Source organism: Vreelandella indica (assembly GCF_037070225.1).
Taxonomy (GTDB): domain Bacteria; phylum Pseudomonadota; class Gammaproteobacteria; order Pseudomonadales; family Halomonadaceae; genus Vreelandella; species Vreelandella arctica.
Genome location: NZ_JBANSO010000007.1, coordinates 39,854 through 54,418, shown reverse-complemented (window position 1 = coordinate 54,418; position 14,565 = coordinate 39,854). Strand labels below are relative to the sequence as shown.

Below are 14,565 nucleotides of genomic sequence, written 5' to 3'. Positions count from 1 at the left end.
GTTAGCGTCAGCCAGAATTCCAAGTCGTCAGATAGCCCACTGGTTCAACCACTCTTCCTGTGTGAACCAGAGTAGACAAGTGTTAGCACCCTCGAGTTGAGTCTTAATAACAACTAGCAGCAGCGTTGTTAGTTAAGTCCAACGCCGTTCCTTTCATCTTCGAGCGCGTGCCTTTACCGGGGTCTGAACGCATCACACGGCGTCACTTTCACGCCTCCTGTCATACTCCCGGCGCCTGGCGCCCAGCTTCCATGAGCAACTTTCTAACACACCGATGAATCTCACTGAACTCAAGCAAAAAACCGTTCCCGAGCTCCTCGATATCGCCCGTGAAATGGGTATTGATAACCTGGCCCGTTCGCGCAAGCAGGACATCATTTTCGCCATCCTCAAGAAACACGCCAAAAGTGGCGAGGATATTTACGGCGACGGTGTGCTGGAAATTCTTCAGGATGGCTTCGGCTTCCTGCGTAGCGCTGACAGCTCATATCTCGCCGGTCCCGACGATATTTATATATCGCCTTCGCAGATCCGCCGTTTCAATCTGCGCAAGGGTGACTCCATTTCCGGCAAAATCCGTCCGCCGAAGGAGGGTGAGCGTTATTTCGCCCTGCTGAAGGTCAGTCAAATCAACTTTGACCGTCCGGAAAATGCCAAGCACAAGATTCTGTTTGAGAACTTGACGCCACTGTTCCCAGACGATCGCATGCGTATGGAGATCGGTAACGGCTCCACGGAAGACCTTACCGCGCGGATCATCGATCTAACCGCGCCGATTGGTAAAGGCCAACGTGGTTTGCTGGTATCGCCGCCGAAGGCGGGTAAAACGCTGATGTTGCAAAACATCGCGACCTCCATCACGCGCAACAACCCAGAGTGTCATTTGATCGTTCTGCTGATCGATGAACGCCCTGAGGAAGTGACCGAAATGTCGCGCACCGTGCGTGGCGAAGTAGTGGCGTCGACCTTTGATGAGCCACCGGCACGTCACGTACAAGTAGCCGAAATGGTTATCGAAAAAGCCAAGCGTTTGGTTGAGCACAAGAAAGACGTGGTCATCCTGCTCGACTCCATTACTCGTCTAGCGCGTGCCTACAACACCGTGGTACCCAGCTCCGGCAAGGTGCTTACTGGTGGTGTTGATGCCCACGCCCTTGAAAAGCCGAAGCGCTTCTTTGGTGCGGCGCGTAACATCGAAGAGGGCGGCAGCCTGACGATTATCGCCACGGCGCTGGTCGACACCGGCTCCAAGATGGACGAAGTCATCTTCGAAGAGTTCAAGGGTACCGGCAACATGGAAGCCCACCTGGACCGCAAACTGGCCGAGCGTCGCGTATTCCCAGCGATCAATATCCGTCGCAGTGGCACCCGTCGTGAAGACCTGCTGGCTTCTGAGGATGAAATGCAGCGTATGTGGATTCTGCGCAAGCTGCTCAATCCGATGGAAGACACCGCTGCCACTGAATTCCTGATTGACCGTCTGAAAGATACCAAGACCAATCTTGAGTTCTTTGAAGCGATGAAGCGCCGCTAGCTTGTAGTCAAAAAGAGCGCCGCTAATGCGGCGCATTCGCCAGTCAGGGAGCGTGCATTGAAGTATAAAGACTTGCGCGAGTTCATCGCGGCGCTTGAAGCGCAGGGTGAACTCAAGCGTATCCACGTCGAAGTCGATCCTTACCTGGAAATCACCGAAATTTGCGACCGCACGCTGCGTGCCGGTGGCCCAGCGTTGCTGTTTGAAAACGTCAAAGGCCACGACATGCCGCTGTTGGGCAACCTGTTTGGCACCCCCAAACGGGTCGCGCTAGGCATGGGACAAGATTCGGTAGAAGCGCTAAGAGAAGTGGGTAAGCTGTTGGCTTTCCTCAAGGAGCCTGATCCGCCCAAGGGCTTGAAAGATGCCTGGGACAAGCTGCCGATCTTCAAGCAAGTGCTCAGTATGGGCCCCAAAAACGTCAAGCATGCGCCGGTACAAGAAGTGGTGTATGAAGACGACGAGGTCGATCTTGGCATGCTGCCGATTCAACACTGCTGGCCAGGCGATGCTGGGCTGCTGGTGACTTGGCCACTAGTGATTACCAAAGGGCCGAACAAAAAGCGGCAGAATCTAGGGATTTACCGTCAGCAGAAAATCGGCAAGAACCGGCTGATTATGCGGTGGCTATCCCATCGTGGCGGCGCCTTGGATTTTCTGGAGTTCCAAAAAAGCCATCCTGGCGAGCCTTTCCCGGTAGCCGTGGCGTTGGGCGCCGATCCGGCGACGATTTTGGGCGCCGTGACTCCTGTGCCAGATTCACTTTCAGAGTATGCCTTTGCGGGCCTGCTTCGCGGTTCGCGGACGGAGTTGGTGAAGTGCGGCCACGCCGATCTTGATGTGCCTGCATCGAGCGAGATTATTCTCGAAGGCTTTATCTACCCGGATGACATGGCAGCGGAAGGCCCCTTTGGTGACCACACTGGTTACTACAATGAGGTCGACCACTTCCCGGTATTTACCGTCACGCGCATGACCATGCGCCGTGATGCGATTTACCACTCGACCTACACCGGGCGACCACCGGACGAGCCCGCGATCCTTGGGTTAGCGTTGAACGAAGTGTTTGTGCCGATCCTTTGTAAGCAGTTCCCCGAAATTGTCGACTTCTACCTTCCACCGGAAGGCTGCTCTTATCGTATGGCGGTCGTGACGATGAAGAAGCAGTACCCCGGACACGCCAAGCGCGTCATGATGGGGGTCTGGAGTTTCCTCCGCCAGTTTATGTACACCAAGTTTGTGATCGTGCTGGATGACGATGTGGACGCGCGTAACTGGGAAGACGTGATCTGGGCGATCACCACGCGGATGGACCCCGCACGGGACACCGTCATGGTCGAGAATACGCCGATCGATTACCTCGATTTCGCCTCGCCGGTCTCAGGCCTTGGCTCGAAAATGGGGCTTGATGCTACCAACAAGTGGCCGGGAGAGACCGATCGCGAATGGGGCACCCCTATTGTGATGGACGAAGCGGTTAAAGCGCGGGTAGATGAACGCTGGGAAGCACTGGGCATTGGCCTGGCGTTACCGCCCTCTCGCCTTTGATAGACTGAAGACAGCCGTTGATCATGCGTATCGCTGACCGAATTTGTTAAAAGAGGCTTTCATGAGTGCAAGGACGTTGACTTGCCAAGTCACCGAGGTTGAGAACTTAAACCCCGATGTGTTTGGCGTAACGCTAGCCGGGCGCGCCGAAGCCATGCAGCATGCGCCGGGGCAATATTTAGAACTGAAGATAGACGACACAACCTGGGTACCGTTTTCGATTGCCAGCGCTGAACGGGGTGATGGCATCATTGAACTACATATCCAACACTGGCCAGAGCGGGATAACTCAGCGCGGTTACGTGAGCTGCTTCAGGTGGCCAACCAGCTTACCTTGCGTTTGCCGTGTGGGGATTGCGTGTTGGATCGTCAGAGCGAGCGGCCATTAATGCTGATAGCCGCTGGCACCGGTTTCTCGCAGATGAAAGCGATTATTGAAGCAGTACTCCACGAGCAGCCAGAGCGTGAAATTTCGCTATGGTGGGCAGCGCGTGAACATCGCGACCTGTACTTGGAGCAATTGGCGAGTTCGTGGGCGCAAACCCATGCTAACGTCTCGTTTCATGCAGTGACCGAGCTTCCGTTAGAAGAGCCGATGGCAGTGGGCGAGCGGATCAACCACCACCAGGGGCGTATTGACCAAGTCTTGAAAGACGCAGAGATAACGCTGGACACCCATGATGTATATATCTCGGGTTCACCCGGCATGGTATATGCCTGCTTGGATGTGCTCGAGACGAAAGGCGTGAAGCTTGAGCGAGTGTTTTCGGATGTGTTTGCCTACGCCCCTCGAACTACTTAATATGGCCGCAGGTTTTTTGAGACTCCCCTGATATAGCGTTGATAAAAAAGGAGGCTAACATGGCCCATCACGACGAAGACTATAAAGACGAATCTGGCTTTTTATCCATTTTTCTCGGCATAGTGGTATTGGTTAGCATGGCAGCACTGCCCGCGACGATTGGCTGGGTACAAGCTTTTAGCGGTTGAGTGTTGCCATTTGCAACGCTTGCAGGCAGGATAAAAACCACAACATCATTGCGGCAGCCTTAGCGGACGATTCTTTCGGGCGAGCCATTACTAACGGAAACTAGAGACATGCAGCGACTCACCACGCCACACACGATGAAACCACTGCCAGACATGGCTGATGGCGTGTGCGTGCTCATGGGTAGCGCAGGCTCTTATTGGTATTGGTTTAGCCTCGGTGTGCCCTTGGCCGACGCCTAACGTCGCGCCACCAGGCACACCACTCGGTTGCCTGCCGCAAGCACAGAAGCCCCGGTCGGTAACCCCGCCGGGGCTTTTGGCGTTTTTAGTCCCTGCTACTAACGGGTTTGGTTAACTTTCATCACTATTTCATCAAGGAGCAGCATCATGATTTATCGTGGACTGACTAACGCGTTCGCTACCGGCTATGTGGGCTATGGCTATGGTTGGCGATTTAGCGACGCGCGGTCGGTGCTAGCTGCCACCTCCGACCGCGTGCGCCTGGGTGGTCACCTAGTCAAACGATGTACGATTGCGGAGAATTAATCATGAATGCGCCCATCAGCTCTGTTGTAAATAAACCAGCCGTCAATACTGCCCAGGTCACTTCGCAGCTTACGCCTACCACCTCTAAAAGGCTGCCTACCCCCGCCGAACTGCGTCAGCGTATCTCGTTAAGCGACCCGCTAAGTGAGCAAATTGCCCGCCAACGTCACGCTGTACAGCAAATCTTAAGCGGTCACGATGACCGTCTACTCGTGGTGGTCGGCCCCTGCTCAGTGCACGACCCTGATGCCGCGCTTGAGTACGCCGACCGCCTGGCAGCGCTCAGTGAAGACGTGAGCGAGCAGATATTACCCGTGATGCGTGTCTACATTGAAAAACCCCGCACCACCGTGGGTTGGAAAGGGCTGGCCTACGATCCTGATTTAGATGGCAGTGGCGATATGCCCCGCGGTTTGGCGCTCTCCCGTGAACTGATGCACGCAGTGGCGGCGCGTGGCCTGCCGGTGGCCACCGAGCTTCTACAGCCGATGCTGGCACCTTATCTGGACGATTTGCTGAGCTGGGTAGCGATAGGCGCGCGCACCACTGAATCGCAACTGCACCGGGAGCTGGCCAGTGATTTAGCCGCGGCGGTGGGGTTCAAGAATGCTACCAGTGGCGACGTTCAAGTCGCGATTGATGCCATGAGTGCGGCGGCCCACCCGCACCAGCGTTTTGCCGTCGATCCTCAAGGCCATCCGATCGTCCAGCAAACCATTGGCAACCCACATACCCACGTAGTACTGCGCGGTGGTCACGGTGAACCCAACTACCAGACTCAGCACGTACGAGCTGCTACCACCGCACTACGTAACGCGGGCCAAAACCCACGGCTGATGGTGGATTGCAGCCACGCTAACGCACGTAAGGATCATCGTCGCCAGAGCGAAGTGATGCTGGATGTACTCGCCCAGCGCCAGTCGGGGGAAGCCAATCTGGTGGCATTGATGTTGGAAAGCCATTTATTCGAAGGCAAGCAGCCGCTCAAGCCAGGTGCTATGCGCTACGGTGTTTCGGTGACCGACGCCTGCGTGGGCTGGGAGACTACCGAGCACTTACTTAAAACAGCCGCGGAGCGTTTGAGTTAAGTCTCGCTAACACTAGTACTTGTTTGCCATGGCCAGCCCCGTATCATAAGAAACTTATTTTGATGATGAGGCTGGCCATGGTATTTGCCCTAGAAGATCACGACCCTGAGACCTACCGCCGTAAAGCCCGCATGATCAGTTTTGCCATGGCAGGGCAACTGATTATTTTTGGCCTGCTGTTCTCCATGCTGCTCACTTCTACTTTTGGCAGTAGCCTTTGGCTCAATGCCCTTGGTGTCTTCCTCGGCTTGCTGGCCACCAGTGCGCTCTTTGCCGTGCTGCGGGAGCGCCCGTGGATGACCGAAGTACGCTATGTCTGGCAACTCAAGCATCACTTGTCACAAGTCAGCGGCTACCTCTCCCAACTGCGCAAAGCAGTGGAAGAGGATAATCGCACGGCGCTGGACCTGCTGACCTTCTATCATCAGGGCATGTCGCAGTTGGCAGAGCTTAACGGGCGTACCACCGACGACGACTCGGAGCGGCTGGCTGAAAAAATGCAGGTTAAGATCAAACGCGAAGAGCTGGGGTTGCCCCCCCAAGTTGAGAGCATTGATACGCATGACTTGCAGGCATTCAAGCGCGGGTAATGAATACGAGTCATCATAGAAAAAGTCATACAGGGAGCGCGGTAAATGAATACGTTAAGAGTATGGAGTGGTGCTGTTTTCGCAGCAGGCGTGATGGTCGTGCTAGGAGGGTGTGCAGCGACGCCCACCGCCGAAACAGCAGTTGCCAATCAAGCCACGCTAGATAACCGGGCTCCCTTCCTGCCTTCGGCGCTGTTTCCTGGCTCCGCTGAACAATTTGCCGCATGGCACTGCGAGCCTGCGAAACAACACTTAGTGACCGCGACCAATACCAACGATCTGCGCCTGTGGTCGCTGCACGGCGCATGGCGACTGCCACAAGCCGTTGTGGCCAGCGGTGCCCGTTATCAAGATGGTGAAATCAGCTTCTGGAATCGGGGTGACAAAGCGCTGGTAGAAACTCCGCGGGGGCAACTGCAGTGCTCTCTGGCCGAACAGCGTGACGCCTTAACTCGAGCGGTGAAGCCTGGCGTGATGTTCTTTGGCCAGGGTAACGAGCCTGGTTGGAGCGTTGCGTTAGCGCATGATACGCCGACGCTGACCATGGAGACGAACTATGGGGAAGAGCGCCTCGAATTACCTTATATGGTCAGTGTGATGGACAATGAAGCGGGACGAGTGGTTATCGAAAACGCCGACGCTGAGCCGTTTTTCCGCGTGCGCATTGACGCCGGTGCCTGTTTTGACAACATGAGCGGAAAGCCTTTCCCAGCAAGGGTCACCCTGACCTACGGTGGTGAGCAGTATAGCGGCTGTGGCCAGGGTATTGCCCCCTAGGTTTATCCAATAAAGAGGTCGCTCAGCAGCGATAGATGACACGCTCGGCCCGCCACTCCTGCGCTACAAAGTCGCTGGCGCAGAGGGCCGAGGAGTTGCCCGCGGCGCGAGCGGCAAGCCGGGAGAGCGTTGTCATCTGAATGCCGCGTGAGCTTTCCACTTGTTCGCTCACCGCCAGCGGTACCCAGCGCTCCTCTTCTAACGTAGCCAGGGTGAAACTAAACGGATGAAACCCTGGAAAGCCGAGCCGTATATCGGTGGCAATAAGCGTCTCTTTACCATCCAGCCAACGCTCTTCATAGCGCAGAAAAGGCCCTGCAAACCACGCCAAGCGCTGCCCTTGCAGGCTAGCTAAAAGAGGGGCTTCCAGCGCTGCGTTACGAATCAGTGGTTCAAGGCGTGGCGGGCTATTACCGTCAAACACACTAATCAAACTTTCATAATAGCGATCCCCATCCATCACTGTGGCGCGCCATAGTACAATATTGAACGGGGTTGGCTGAATCAGCAGGGGAGCCTCTTGTAGCCCCTGCTCCGCCAGCACTGGGGCGATACGCTGTTCAATCATTACTTTCGCCCCAGCCGCCATGGTCAGATAAACACAGCTGATGGCCAGCCCCCAAGTGCAGGCCTTTCTTACCCGCAAAGAGACCAAACCGAATCCCAGGGCGATGAGCAAGGCAAGGGTATAAAGCGGGTCGATAATGAAAATGATCGGCCAGGCCGCAGGCGTTACATCAAGTGGCCACAACAGCTGGGTACCGTAGGTGGTAAGGGCATCAAGCAGCGGGTGCGTGACCAGAATAAGTGTATAAAAGCACCACCAGCGGGGCAGGCTAATCGCCTTGATAGGCGCAAAGCGTGCGCTCAGTAGTGCCAGCAGCGTGGCCAAGCCCGTTAGCACAAACAGTGAATGGCTAAAGCCGCGATGCTCGGTAACATTGGCCACGGCATCGCCGTAATCGATTATCACATCAAGATCAGGCAGGGTGCCCAGCACGGCGCCAATGAGAATGGCTTTTCGGCCCAAGCGCCGGCCCAGCACGGCACCGCCAATGGCTGCGCCAAGCGCAGCTTGCGTGACTGAATCCACAGGTTTCTCCGACGGGTAAACCCAGCTAAGATAAACGTTATGGTTTAATTGTACAGCGTTGCGGCGTTTTATGTACGCTGTCACGTTTTTGTAAAGTATGGCTACGGTCGTTTTTTGAGGAGTCGATATGCAATACCTACATACCATGGTACGTGTGAGTGACCTAGATGCTTCGCTACGTTTTTACTGCGATCTGCTGGGTCTTAAAGAAGTCCGTCGTAAAGAAAACGAGAAGGGCCGCTTTACGCTGGTGTTCCTTGCCGCCTCCTTTGATGAAGCGCGCTCGGCGCGTCTCACCGCTCCTGAACTAGAGCTGACTTACAACTGGGATCCAGAAGAGTATTCGGGCGGTCGCAACTTCGGTCACTTGGCCTACCGCGTCGACGATATTTATGCGCTTTGCCAAAAGCTTCAAGACAACGGTGTGACCATCAATCGTCCGCCTCGCGATGGCCACATGGCGTTTGTAAAATCACCAGATGGTATCTCGGTTGAACTGCTGCAAAAAGGCGATGCACTCGAGCCGCAAGAACCCTGGGCGTCGATGGAAAATACCGGTAGCTGGTAGCTATTCCAGAAAGGCTAGCAAACAAGGACGATTCACCATGACCAAGAAAAGTTGGCGTTTATTGCCACTGCTCGCCTCCACTGTGCTCTTGTTAAGCGCCTGTAGCAGTGCGCCAGGGCCAAGCACATCGCCGCAAGGGTCGAGCGGTTCCTCGCTTTCCGGCGCCATTGTTGATCAGCGTTGGAACTTACTGTTGGTGGGCACCGATGAGCGGCTGTCGATGCCGGAAACGCCATTTTTCCAGATATCTCGTGATGGTAGCGTTAGTGGCCATGATGGCTGTAACCGCCTTACCGGTAAGGTGACGCTAGGGGAAAATCAGCGCATCGAGTTTAGCGAGTTGGCCACTACACGTATGGCATGCCCGCAAATGGATGATGCCAAACGCGTCACGGATATGATGGAAACCGCTTACCGTTACCTGATTGATCATGACCGCTTGGTCTTTTTTGGCCCGGATAGTCGGGTGTTAGGCGGCTGGCGCGAAGGTAACTAAGGTAGCCAGTTAGCCCTCAAAAGGCGGATTGAAGCGGGCGATAAAGCGCGCATCAATCCGCTTTTTCCATTCCCATACCCACTTTCCTGATACTCCAAAGCTTCCTCGACTGGCAATCGCGTGACCGTCACCGGTGCCAATCAGGGCCAGGACGCGCTTGGGTGGCTGCCAATCAGCCAACGATTCACCGCAGCAGGCCCGGCGAAGATTGTCCGCCAAATGAGGACCCATGCGTACCGCGTATACGCCCGCATTGGGCAGCGGCGGGTCAAAAGCCGCACAATCCCCCGCGGCGAAGATAACCGGCTGGCCCACCACCTGCAGCGATTTTTCTACCTGAATAAAGCCTTGATCATTCAGTGGAAGCGCGGTCTCAGAAAGCCAGCGGTGGCCAACAGCGCCGGTGGCCCACAGCACGATATCGGCACGCATGAGTACGTTGCAGTGTGTTAATACGCCCCCGTCTACCAATGCCGCTCCACGTATCTGCTGGAACACGTTAATGCCCGCGCGTAACAAGGCGTGCCGCATTAACCAGCGTGGCAAGCGACCTGCCCCGGGCAGCAGCTCATTCGAGGCGCTAAGTAAATGTCCCTGCCAGTCAATATCGGGACGCTGGTGGCGCAACTGAGCCAATACGCTCATCAACGTTTCGCAGCTTGCGGCACCGCCACCAACGCTGACTACCCTTAAGTCGCCGCCAGGAGGAAGCGCGTTGACCGTTTCTTGCAGCGCCTGCCAGCGATAATGCAGCGAACTCAGTGGACGCATGGCCAGCAGGTGGGGAAGCTGTTCGCCATGCTGCTCAGGGAGGGTCAGGGTAGAGCCAATATTGAACGAAGCAACGTCAAAATCGATGCACTCGCCATCTGCCAGCTCCACACAGCGTGATTGAAGGTTAATGGCTTTCGCCGGAGAGAGAATGAGAAGCGCGTTGGCCCGCTGGCATAACGCCGCCACATCAATCTGCGTTTCACGTAGCGTGCATTCGCCTGCCAACCAGGCCGGTACACTGCCGGAGTAAGCCGCCAACGGACTATCGCTCACCACCGTAATCGCGATATTCGAGTCTGGCTGCTGGGCAAAGGCTTCCAGCACAAAGGCGTGGGCATGGCCCGCCCCAATGAGTAACAGCTTTTTGATAGGACAGGTCATTTTGCCTCGCCGCGACGCCAAGTGAAGTAGCGCTTCAGCAGTTTCAATACCCGTTCAGGCTTATGGGCGTTCTTCCATACGCCTGCGGTGGCCTTGGCGGCCTCACCAAGCGTGGGATAAGGATGAATGGTGCCCAGCAGCTTGTTGAGCCCCAGTCCATGTTTCATGGCAATGGTAAACTCACCCAGCCATTCGCCGGCGTTCTCGGCAACGATGGTCGCCCCCAGGATTTTATCCTTGTCGGGCACGGTGAGCACTTTGATAAAGCCTGCGGTAGCGCCTTCGGCAATGGCGCGGTCACTCTCATTCATGGCGTAACGGGTGACTTCAAACGCGATTCCTTTTGCTTTGGCCTCTTTCTCATTCAATCCTACCCGTGCCACTTCCGGCTGCACGTAGGTCACCGCAGGCATAAACCGGTAATCCACGGCAAAACTCTTGAGCTCTCCAAACAGCGCATTGACCGCAGCGTGCCACGCCTGATGGGCCGCCGCATGCGTCAGTTGGTAAGGCCCCGCTAAATCACCGCAGGCCCAGATATTAGGTAGGCGGGTTTGCAGACGCTCGTTAAGCTCTAACGTCCCCGCTTGGGTCGTCGTGATCCCCAACGCCTCCAACCCCAAGCCCTCCACATTGGCTTGGCGGCCCGCACTCACCATTAAATAGTCAAAAGGAAGCAGCTTACGCTCGTCGTGATGCATGACCACCAGTTGATAGCCTGCCTCGTCGTTGAGAACCTCCAGCGCTTTGGCGTCGGTCATCACCTTGATCCCTTCATCCGCTAAGGTCGTTTCGACCAGTGCGCCGACTTCCTGATCCTCGCGTCCTAACAGCTGAGAAAGCCCTTCGACCAGCGCCACTTGACTGCCCAGGCGGGCAAAGCTTTGGCTTAGCTCGCAGCCAATGGCACCGCCACCGAGCACTACTAAGCGTTTGGGCAGCTCCGTTAGTGACCAAAGGTTTTCAGAGGTTAAAACGGGCGCACTCTCAATTCCCGGTAGGGGTGGCACTCGAGGACGAGCACCCGTGGCCAGAACGATATGGCGAGCGGTAAGGGTTTTATCGCCCACCTGAATCTCCCATGGCGAGGTAAGCGTGGCGTGATCTTGGTACACCTCAACGCCTAGGCTGCGATAGCGTTCGACGCTATCGTGGGGTTCGATATCGCTAATCGCTTGATGCACATGGCCCATCACATTGGCAAAATCAATCTGGGGTTCACCGGCAGTCACCCCAAAGCGTGAGGCGTTGCGAATCTCATGAGCAGCGCGGGCAGCGCGTATTAACGCCTTGGAGGGCACGCAGCCGGTATTCAGGCAGTCGCCGCCCATCTTGTGTTTTTCCACCAGCGCTACTTTGGCTTTCACGGCGCTAGCGATGTAGCTAGTGACCAGCCCCGCCGAACCGCCACCAATGACCACAATGTCGTAGTCAAAGCGGTCGGGCCGGGTAAAGCCTGTGTAGGCTTTGCGCTTCTGCATCAGCAGCACGATGCGCCGGGCAATCCAGGGGAAAACCGCCAGCAATGCAAAAGAGGCTAATAGCGTTGGCGAGACGATACCCGCGACGCTTTCCAAATCTCCCAGTTGCCCGCCTGCGTTCACATAAACCGCTGTACCTGGCAGCATCGCCAGTTGGCTCACCCAGTAGTAAGTAACGGTTTTAATCCGGGTCAGCCCCATGACCAGGTTGATCATAAAGAACGGGAACACCGGCACCAGGCGCAGCATAAACAGATAAAAAGCGCCGTCACGCTCTACGCCGCGATTAACGGCTTCAAACTGGCGCGGAAAGCGCTGCTCAATCGGGTGGCGAAACAGAAAGCGAGAGAGCAAAAAGGCCAAGGTCGCCCCTATTGCGCTGGCGAAGGAGATGATCAACAACCCCCAGCCAAGGCCAAACAGTGCGCCGCCCAGCAGTGTCAGCAGCGTGGCTCCCGGCAAAGAGAGGGCGGTCATCACCACGTAGACGGCAAAAAAGAGGCCAGCCACCTGCCACGGGTTTTGGTTAAACGCCGATTGAAAGTCGTTTTGGTAAGCCTTTAGGGTCTCTAGCGTGAACCATTGATGGGCGCCGCTAAGAAAAAACACGCCAATGGCAATGGCGAGTAGCGCTGCAATAATCAAACGTTGTCGGGTCACGGTACGCTCCAGCGCCAGGGGGTAAACGAGTGAGTGGTGCTAACTGAGTGGTAAGAGAGCCAGTTTCCTTACACGGGAATCGTTAACGCTTTCCAGCGTTGCCAATCCTCGGGTCGATCCACATCCCAAATAGTCGCTGGGTAAGCCGCGTTGAGCCCCAACGCCTCAATGCGCTGCCGCGTGGTTGTAAGTACGCCTTGGGTGCCCCAGGGAATGTCTTCAAAGAGTGTTGGGTAGTCTTGCTGGGTGCCAATAAAGCCGTAGCCGCCGTCTTCAGCGGGTAAAATGACCACGTTGTAGCGGGTTAATTGTTGTGCACAGGTAGAAATCAGCGCACTGGTAATACTGGGGCAATCACTGCCCATCAACATGGCTGGCCCCGGTGTACTCTTGAGGGCGTAGCGAACGCGTGCTCCTAAGTCGCCATCCGGCTGGGCGTTTAAGATAAAGCCAAACTGCTCACGAAGCTCGATAAACAGCGGGTGTGCGTGATCAAGCGCCGTCCAAAGCGTGACTTGTTCTGTGGGTAGTGCTTTGCACGCAGTCGTGACGCAGTGGCGCAGCAGTTCGGCATGGGCCTCAGCGGCGCCCTCACTGCCCAGCAGTGGGGCTAGGCGCGTTTTGGCCTGGCCTGCCAGAGGCGCCTTCGCCAGTAGATGGAGGTGGGGCAGCAGCCTGCTCTTTACCGGCGTTTCAGCGGGCATCACGATACTCCTTAACGAGTTGGGTTGCGCTAACGCCGCGCCAGTAGCGATAGCGCAGCCGCCACATCAGGCGGATCGTTTTCCAAGCGCCGTAGTGATCCCAGCGCCTGCCTGAGCTTACCACTTTCGCCTTTAAACAGGCGGGTCGAGACACCCGTTTGAGCCGTTTAGCGAGTTCGATATCTTCCATCAGTGGCTGCTCAGGAAAGCCACCTATGGCCTTGAATGCGCTGGCGCATACAAAGATGCCCTGATCGCCGGTCGCAATGCCAGTAAGCCGCGAGCGCTGGTTCATCATCCAGCTGATGACCGGGAGCCAGCCGCTTCGGCCTGAGAGTTGAATATCAAAGCGCCCCCAGGCATGGGGCTTCATGGCATAGGGCTTCAAAGCATGGATAATCTGCTCAACGGCGCCCACAGGCAACTGAGTATCTGCATGCAGAAACAGCAACGTTGAAGCGCTAGCGTGTTGCGCCCCTAAGTTCATTTGTACGCCTCGCCCTGGAGGGCTGCTGAGCACACGGTCAGCCAGCGATTTGGCAACGCGAACGCTGTCGTCACAGCTTTCGCCATCGACCACCACCACTTCTACTCCATGAGTACGCAGCGACTGCAGCGCTGTTAAATGCTGAGCCAGTGTTAGCGCTTCATTAAGCACGGGGACCACGATGCTAAGACGCGGAGGTTTTTCAGCCGAGCGCAATTACAGGTCCTCCCGCTGCGTTGGCATCTGCGTGGTCATGGGTGACCAGTAGCGCTGGCAGGCCAGCTTCCCGCAGCTGGCTAAACACCAGCGATCGCATCTCTTGGCGCAGCGCTGTGTCCAGCTTGGAAAAAGGCTCGTCTAGCAACACTGCTCGGGGCTTTGAAAGCAGCAGGCGCATTAACGCCACCCGCGCTTTTTGGCCGCCGGAAAGGGTGGCCGGGTCGCGCTCTTCAAAGCCTGCCAGCCCAATCTGTTCAAGCGCGTGGGTGACCTGCTGGCGCTGATCACGGCTATGGCGAGGTAGCCCAAAACGCAAGTTGCCGCCGACGCTAAGGTGCGGAAACAGCAGCGGGTCTTGAAACAGTAGCCCTATGCCACGCTTCTCTGCAGGTAGATCCAGTAACTGATGTTCGCCCAGCCATACGTCGCCACTGGCGCTAAAATCGCGTTCAAGAAAACCGGCAATATACGCCAGTAGGGTCGATTTTCCCGACCCGGAAGGGCCCATTACCGTCAGCACTTCGCCAGGGGCAATCGTGGCGTCTACCGCCAATAGCTCGCGGCCAGCCAGGGCTATTTTTATCTGTTCCAGGCGCAGTGGCGCGGTTGATAAAACGGTCACGGTGACT

The 14,565-nt window shown here is 56.2% G+C and carries 17 protein-coding genes; 11 read left to right on the top strand and 6 right to left on the bottom strand.

The window, feature by feature from the left end; all coding sequences use genetic code 11:
- The first annotated feature begins 274 nt into the window (after positions 1-274).
- The 9 genes from rho to V8L71_RS06365 all read left to right on the top strand — a co-directional run bounded on the left by rho (position 275) and on the right by V8L71_RS06365 (position 7,073).
- Positions 275-1,534, top strand: coding sequence for a transcription termination factor Rho (gene rho, locus V8L71_RS06405; protein ID WP_007111700.1), 1,260 nt, complete (start codon positions 275-277; stop codon positions 1,532-1,534).
- A gap of 57 nt (positions 1,535-1,591) precedes the next feature.
- Positions 1,592-3,082, top strand: coding sequence for a 4-hydroxy-3-polyprenylbenzoate decarboxylase (gene ubiD, locus V8L71_RS06400; protein ID WP_101147398.1), 1,491 nt, complete (start codon positions 1,592-1,594; stop codon positions 3,080-3,082).
- 61 nt (positions 3,083-3,143) lie between these two features.
- The gene (locus tag V8L71_RS06395) at positions 3,144-3,884 is read left to right on the top strand and encodes an NAD(P)H-flavin reductase (RefSeq protein WP_101147397.1); all 741 of its coding nucleotides are present in this window, start codon (positions 3,144-3,146) and stop codon (positions 3,882-3,884) included.
- 59 nt (positions 3,885-3,943) lie between these two features.
- Complete coding sequence (locus tag V8L71_RS06390) at positions 3,944-4,072, top strand: hypothetical protein (RefSeq protein WP_008959857.1); 129 nt, start codon at positions 3,944-3,946, stop codon at positions 4,070-4,072.
- Positions 4,073-4,180: 108 nt separating this feature from the next.
- Positions 4,181-4,312, top strand: a complete 132-nt coding sequence (locus V8L71_RS06385; RefSeq protein WP_336273560.1) for a hypothetical protein — start codon at positions 4,181-4,183, stop codon at positions 4,310-4,312.
- A 147-nt stretch (positions 4,313-4,459) separates the two neighbouring features.
- Complete coding sequence (locus V8L71_RS06380; protein WP_198556120.1) at positions 4,460-4,618, top strand: hypothetical protein; 159 nt, start codon at positions 4,460-4,462, stop codon at positions 4,616-4,618.
- A 2-nt stretch (positions 4,619-4,620) separates the two neighbouring features.
- Positions 4,621-5,706: a 3-deoxy-7-phosphoheptulonate synthase gene (locus V8L71_RS06375; RefSeq protein WP_336273559.1), complete on the top strand. Its 1,086-nt coding sequence runs from the start codon at positions 4,621-4,623 to the stop codon at positions 5,704-5,706.
- A 77-nt stretch (positions 5,707-5,783) separates the two neighbouring features.
- A complete protein-coding gene (locus V8L71_RS06370) occupies positions 5,784-6,296 on the top strand; it encodes a DUF3087 family protein (protein ID WP_336273558.1) in 513 nt (170 codons plus the stop codon).
- A 45-nt stretch (positions 6,297-6,341) separates the two neighbouring features.
- Positions 6,342-7,073, top strand: coding sequence for an MliC family protein (locus tag V8L71_RS06365; protein WP_336273557.1), 732 nt, complete (start codon positions 6,342-6,344; stop codon positions 7,071-7,073).
- Positions 7,074-7,095: 22 nt separating this feature from the next.
- Here V8L71_RS06365 and V8L71_RS06360 read toward each other — a convergent pair whose 3' ends face one another.
- Positions 7,096-8,166 (bottom strand): metal-dependent hydrolase, encoded by a 1,071-nt coding sequence (locus tag V8L71_RS06360; protein ID WP_336273556.1) that lies wholly within the window; start codon positions 8,164-8,166, stop codon positions 7,096-7,098.
- Positions 8,167-8,293: 127 nt separating this feature from the next.
- Here V8L71_RS06360 and gloA point away from each other — a divergent pair, with 127 nt between their 5' ends.
- A complete protein-coding gene (gene gloA / locus V8L71_RS06355) occupies positions 8,294-8,734 on the top strand; it encodes a lactoylglutathione lyase (RefSeq protein WP_101147392.1) in 441 nt (146 codons plus the stop codon).
- Between the two features lie 37 nt (positions 8,735-8,771).
- A complete protein-coding gene (locus V8L71_RS06350) occupies positions 8,772-9,230 on the top strand; it encodes an META domain-containing protein (protein WP_101147391.1) in 459 nt (152 codons plus the stop codon).
- A 9-nt stretch (positions 9,231-9,239) separates the two neighbouring features.
- On the opposite strand, the gene V8L71_RS06345 is transcribed toward V8L71_RS06350, so the two are convergent.
- The 5 genes from V8L71_RS06345 to V8L71_RS06325 form a co-directional block, all read right to left on the bottom strand.
- Entirely contained in the window at positions 9,240-10,385 is a 1,146-nt protein-coding gene (locus V8L71_RS06345) for an FAD-dependent oxidoreductase (protein WP_101147390.1), read from the bottom strand.
- Positions 10,382-12,526, bottom strand: coding sequence for a dihydrolipoyl dehydrogenase family protein (locus V8L71_RS06340; protein WP_336273555.1), 2,145 nt, complete (start codon positions 12,524-12,526; stop codon positions 10,382-10,384). Before V8L71_RS06340 ends, V8L71_RS06345 begins: the two co-directional genes overlap by 4 nt.
- 68 nt (positions 12,527-12,594) lie before the next feature.
- Positions 12,595-13,230 (bottom strand): TIGR04282 family arsenosugar biosynthesis glycosyltransferase, encoded by a 636-nt coding sequence (locus tag V8L71_RS06335; RefSeq protein WP_336273554.1) that lies wholly within the window; start codon positions 13,228-13,230, stop codon positions 12,595-12,597.
- The gene (locus V8L71_RS06330) at positions 13,220-13,933 is read right to left on the bottom strand and encodes a TIGR04283 family arsenosugar biosynthesis glycosyltransferase (protein WP_336273553.1); all 714 of its coding nucleotides are present in this window, start codon (positions 13,931-13,933) and stop codon (positions 13,220-13,222) included. The genes V8L71_RS06335 and V8L71_RS06330 overlap by 11 nt, the downstream gene beginning before the upstream one ends.
- Positions 13,920-14,558 (bottom strand): ATP-binding cassette domain-containing protein, encoded by a 639-nt coding sequence (locus V8L71_RS06325; RefSeq protein ID WP_336273552.1) that lies wholly within the window; start codon positions 14,556-14,558, stop codon positions 13,920-13,922. The genes V8L71_RS06330 and V8L71_RS06325 overlap by 14 nt, the downstream gene beginning before the upstream one ends.
- Positions 14,559-14,565: the final 7 nt, after the last annotated feature.

What these genes read in the sequence shown, in the direction of transcription:
- gloA (WP_101147392.1), top strand. Translation starts at nt 8,294, where the DNA reads ATGCAATACCTACATACCATGGTACGTGTGAGTGACCTAGATGCTTCG.
- V8L71_RS06380 (WP_198556120.1), top strand. Translation starts at nt 4,460, where the DNA reads ATGATTTATCGTGGACTGACTAACGCGTTCGCTACCGGCTATGTGGGC.
- V8L71_RS06395 (WP_101147397.1), top strand. Translation starts at nt 3,144, where the DNA reads ATGAGTGCAAGGACGTTGACTTGCCAAGTCACCGAGGTTGAGAACTTA.
- V8L71_RS06370 (WP_336273558.1), top strand. Translation starts at nt 5,784, where the DNA reads ATGGTATTTGCCCTAGAAGATCACGACCCTGAGACCTACCGCCGTAAA.
- V8L71_RS06335 (WP_336273554.1), bottom strand. Translation starts at nt 13,230, where the DNA reads ATGCCCGCTGAAACGCCGGTAAAGAGCAGGCTGCTGCCCCACCTCCAT.
- V8L71_RS06375 (WP_336273559.1), top strand. Translation starts at nt 4,621, where the DNA reads ATGAATGCGCCCATCAGCTCTGTTGTAAATAAACCAGCCGTCAATACT.
- V8L71_RS06350 (WP_101147391.1), top strand. Translation starts at nt 8,772, where the DNA reads ATGACCAAGAAAAGTTGGCGTTTATTGCCACTGCTCGCCTCCACTGTG.
- V8L71_RS06345 (WP_101147390.1), bottom strand. Translation starts at nt 10,385, where the DNA reads ATGACCTGTCCTATCAAAAAGCTGTTACTCATTGGGGCGGGCCATGCC.
- V8L71_RS06365 (WP_336273557.1), top strand. Translation starts at nt 6,342, where the DNA reads ATGAATACGTTAAGAGTATGGAGTGGTGCTGTTTTCGCAGCAGGCGTG.
- V8L71_RS06385 (WP_336273560.1), top strand. Translation starts at nt 4,181, where the DNA reads ATGCAGCGACTCACCACGCCACACACGATGAAACCACTGCCAGACATG.
- V8L71_RS06390 (WP_008959857.1), top strand. Translation starts at nt 3,944, where the DNA reads ATGGCCCATCACGACGAAGACTATAAAGACGAATCTGGCTTTTTATCC.
- rho (WP_007111700.1), top strand. Translation starts at nt 275, where the DNA reads ATGAATCTCACTGAACTCAAGCAAAAAACCGTTCCCGAGCTCCTCGAT.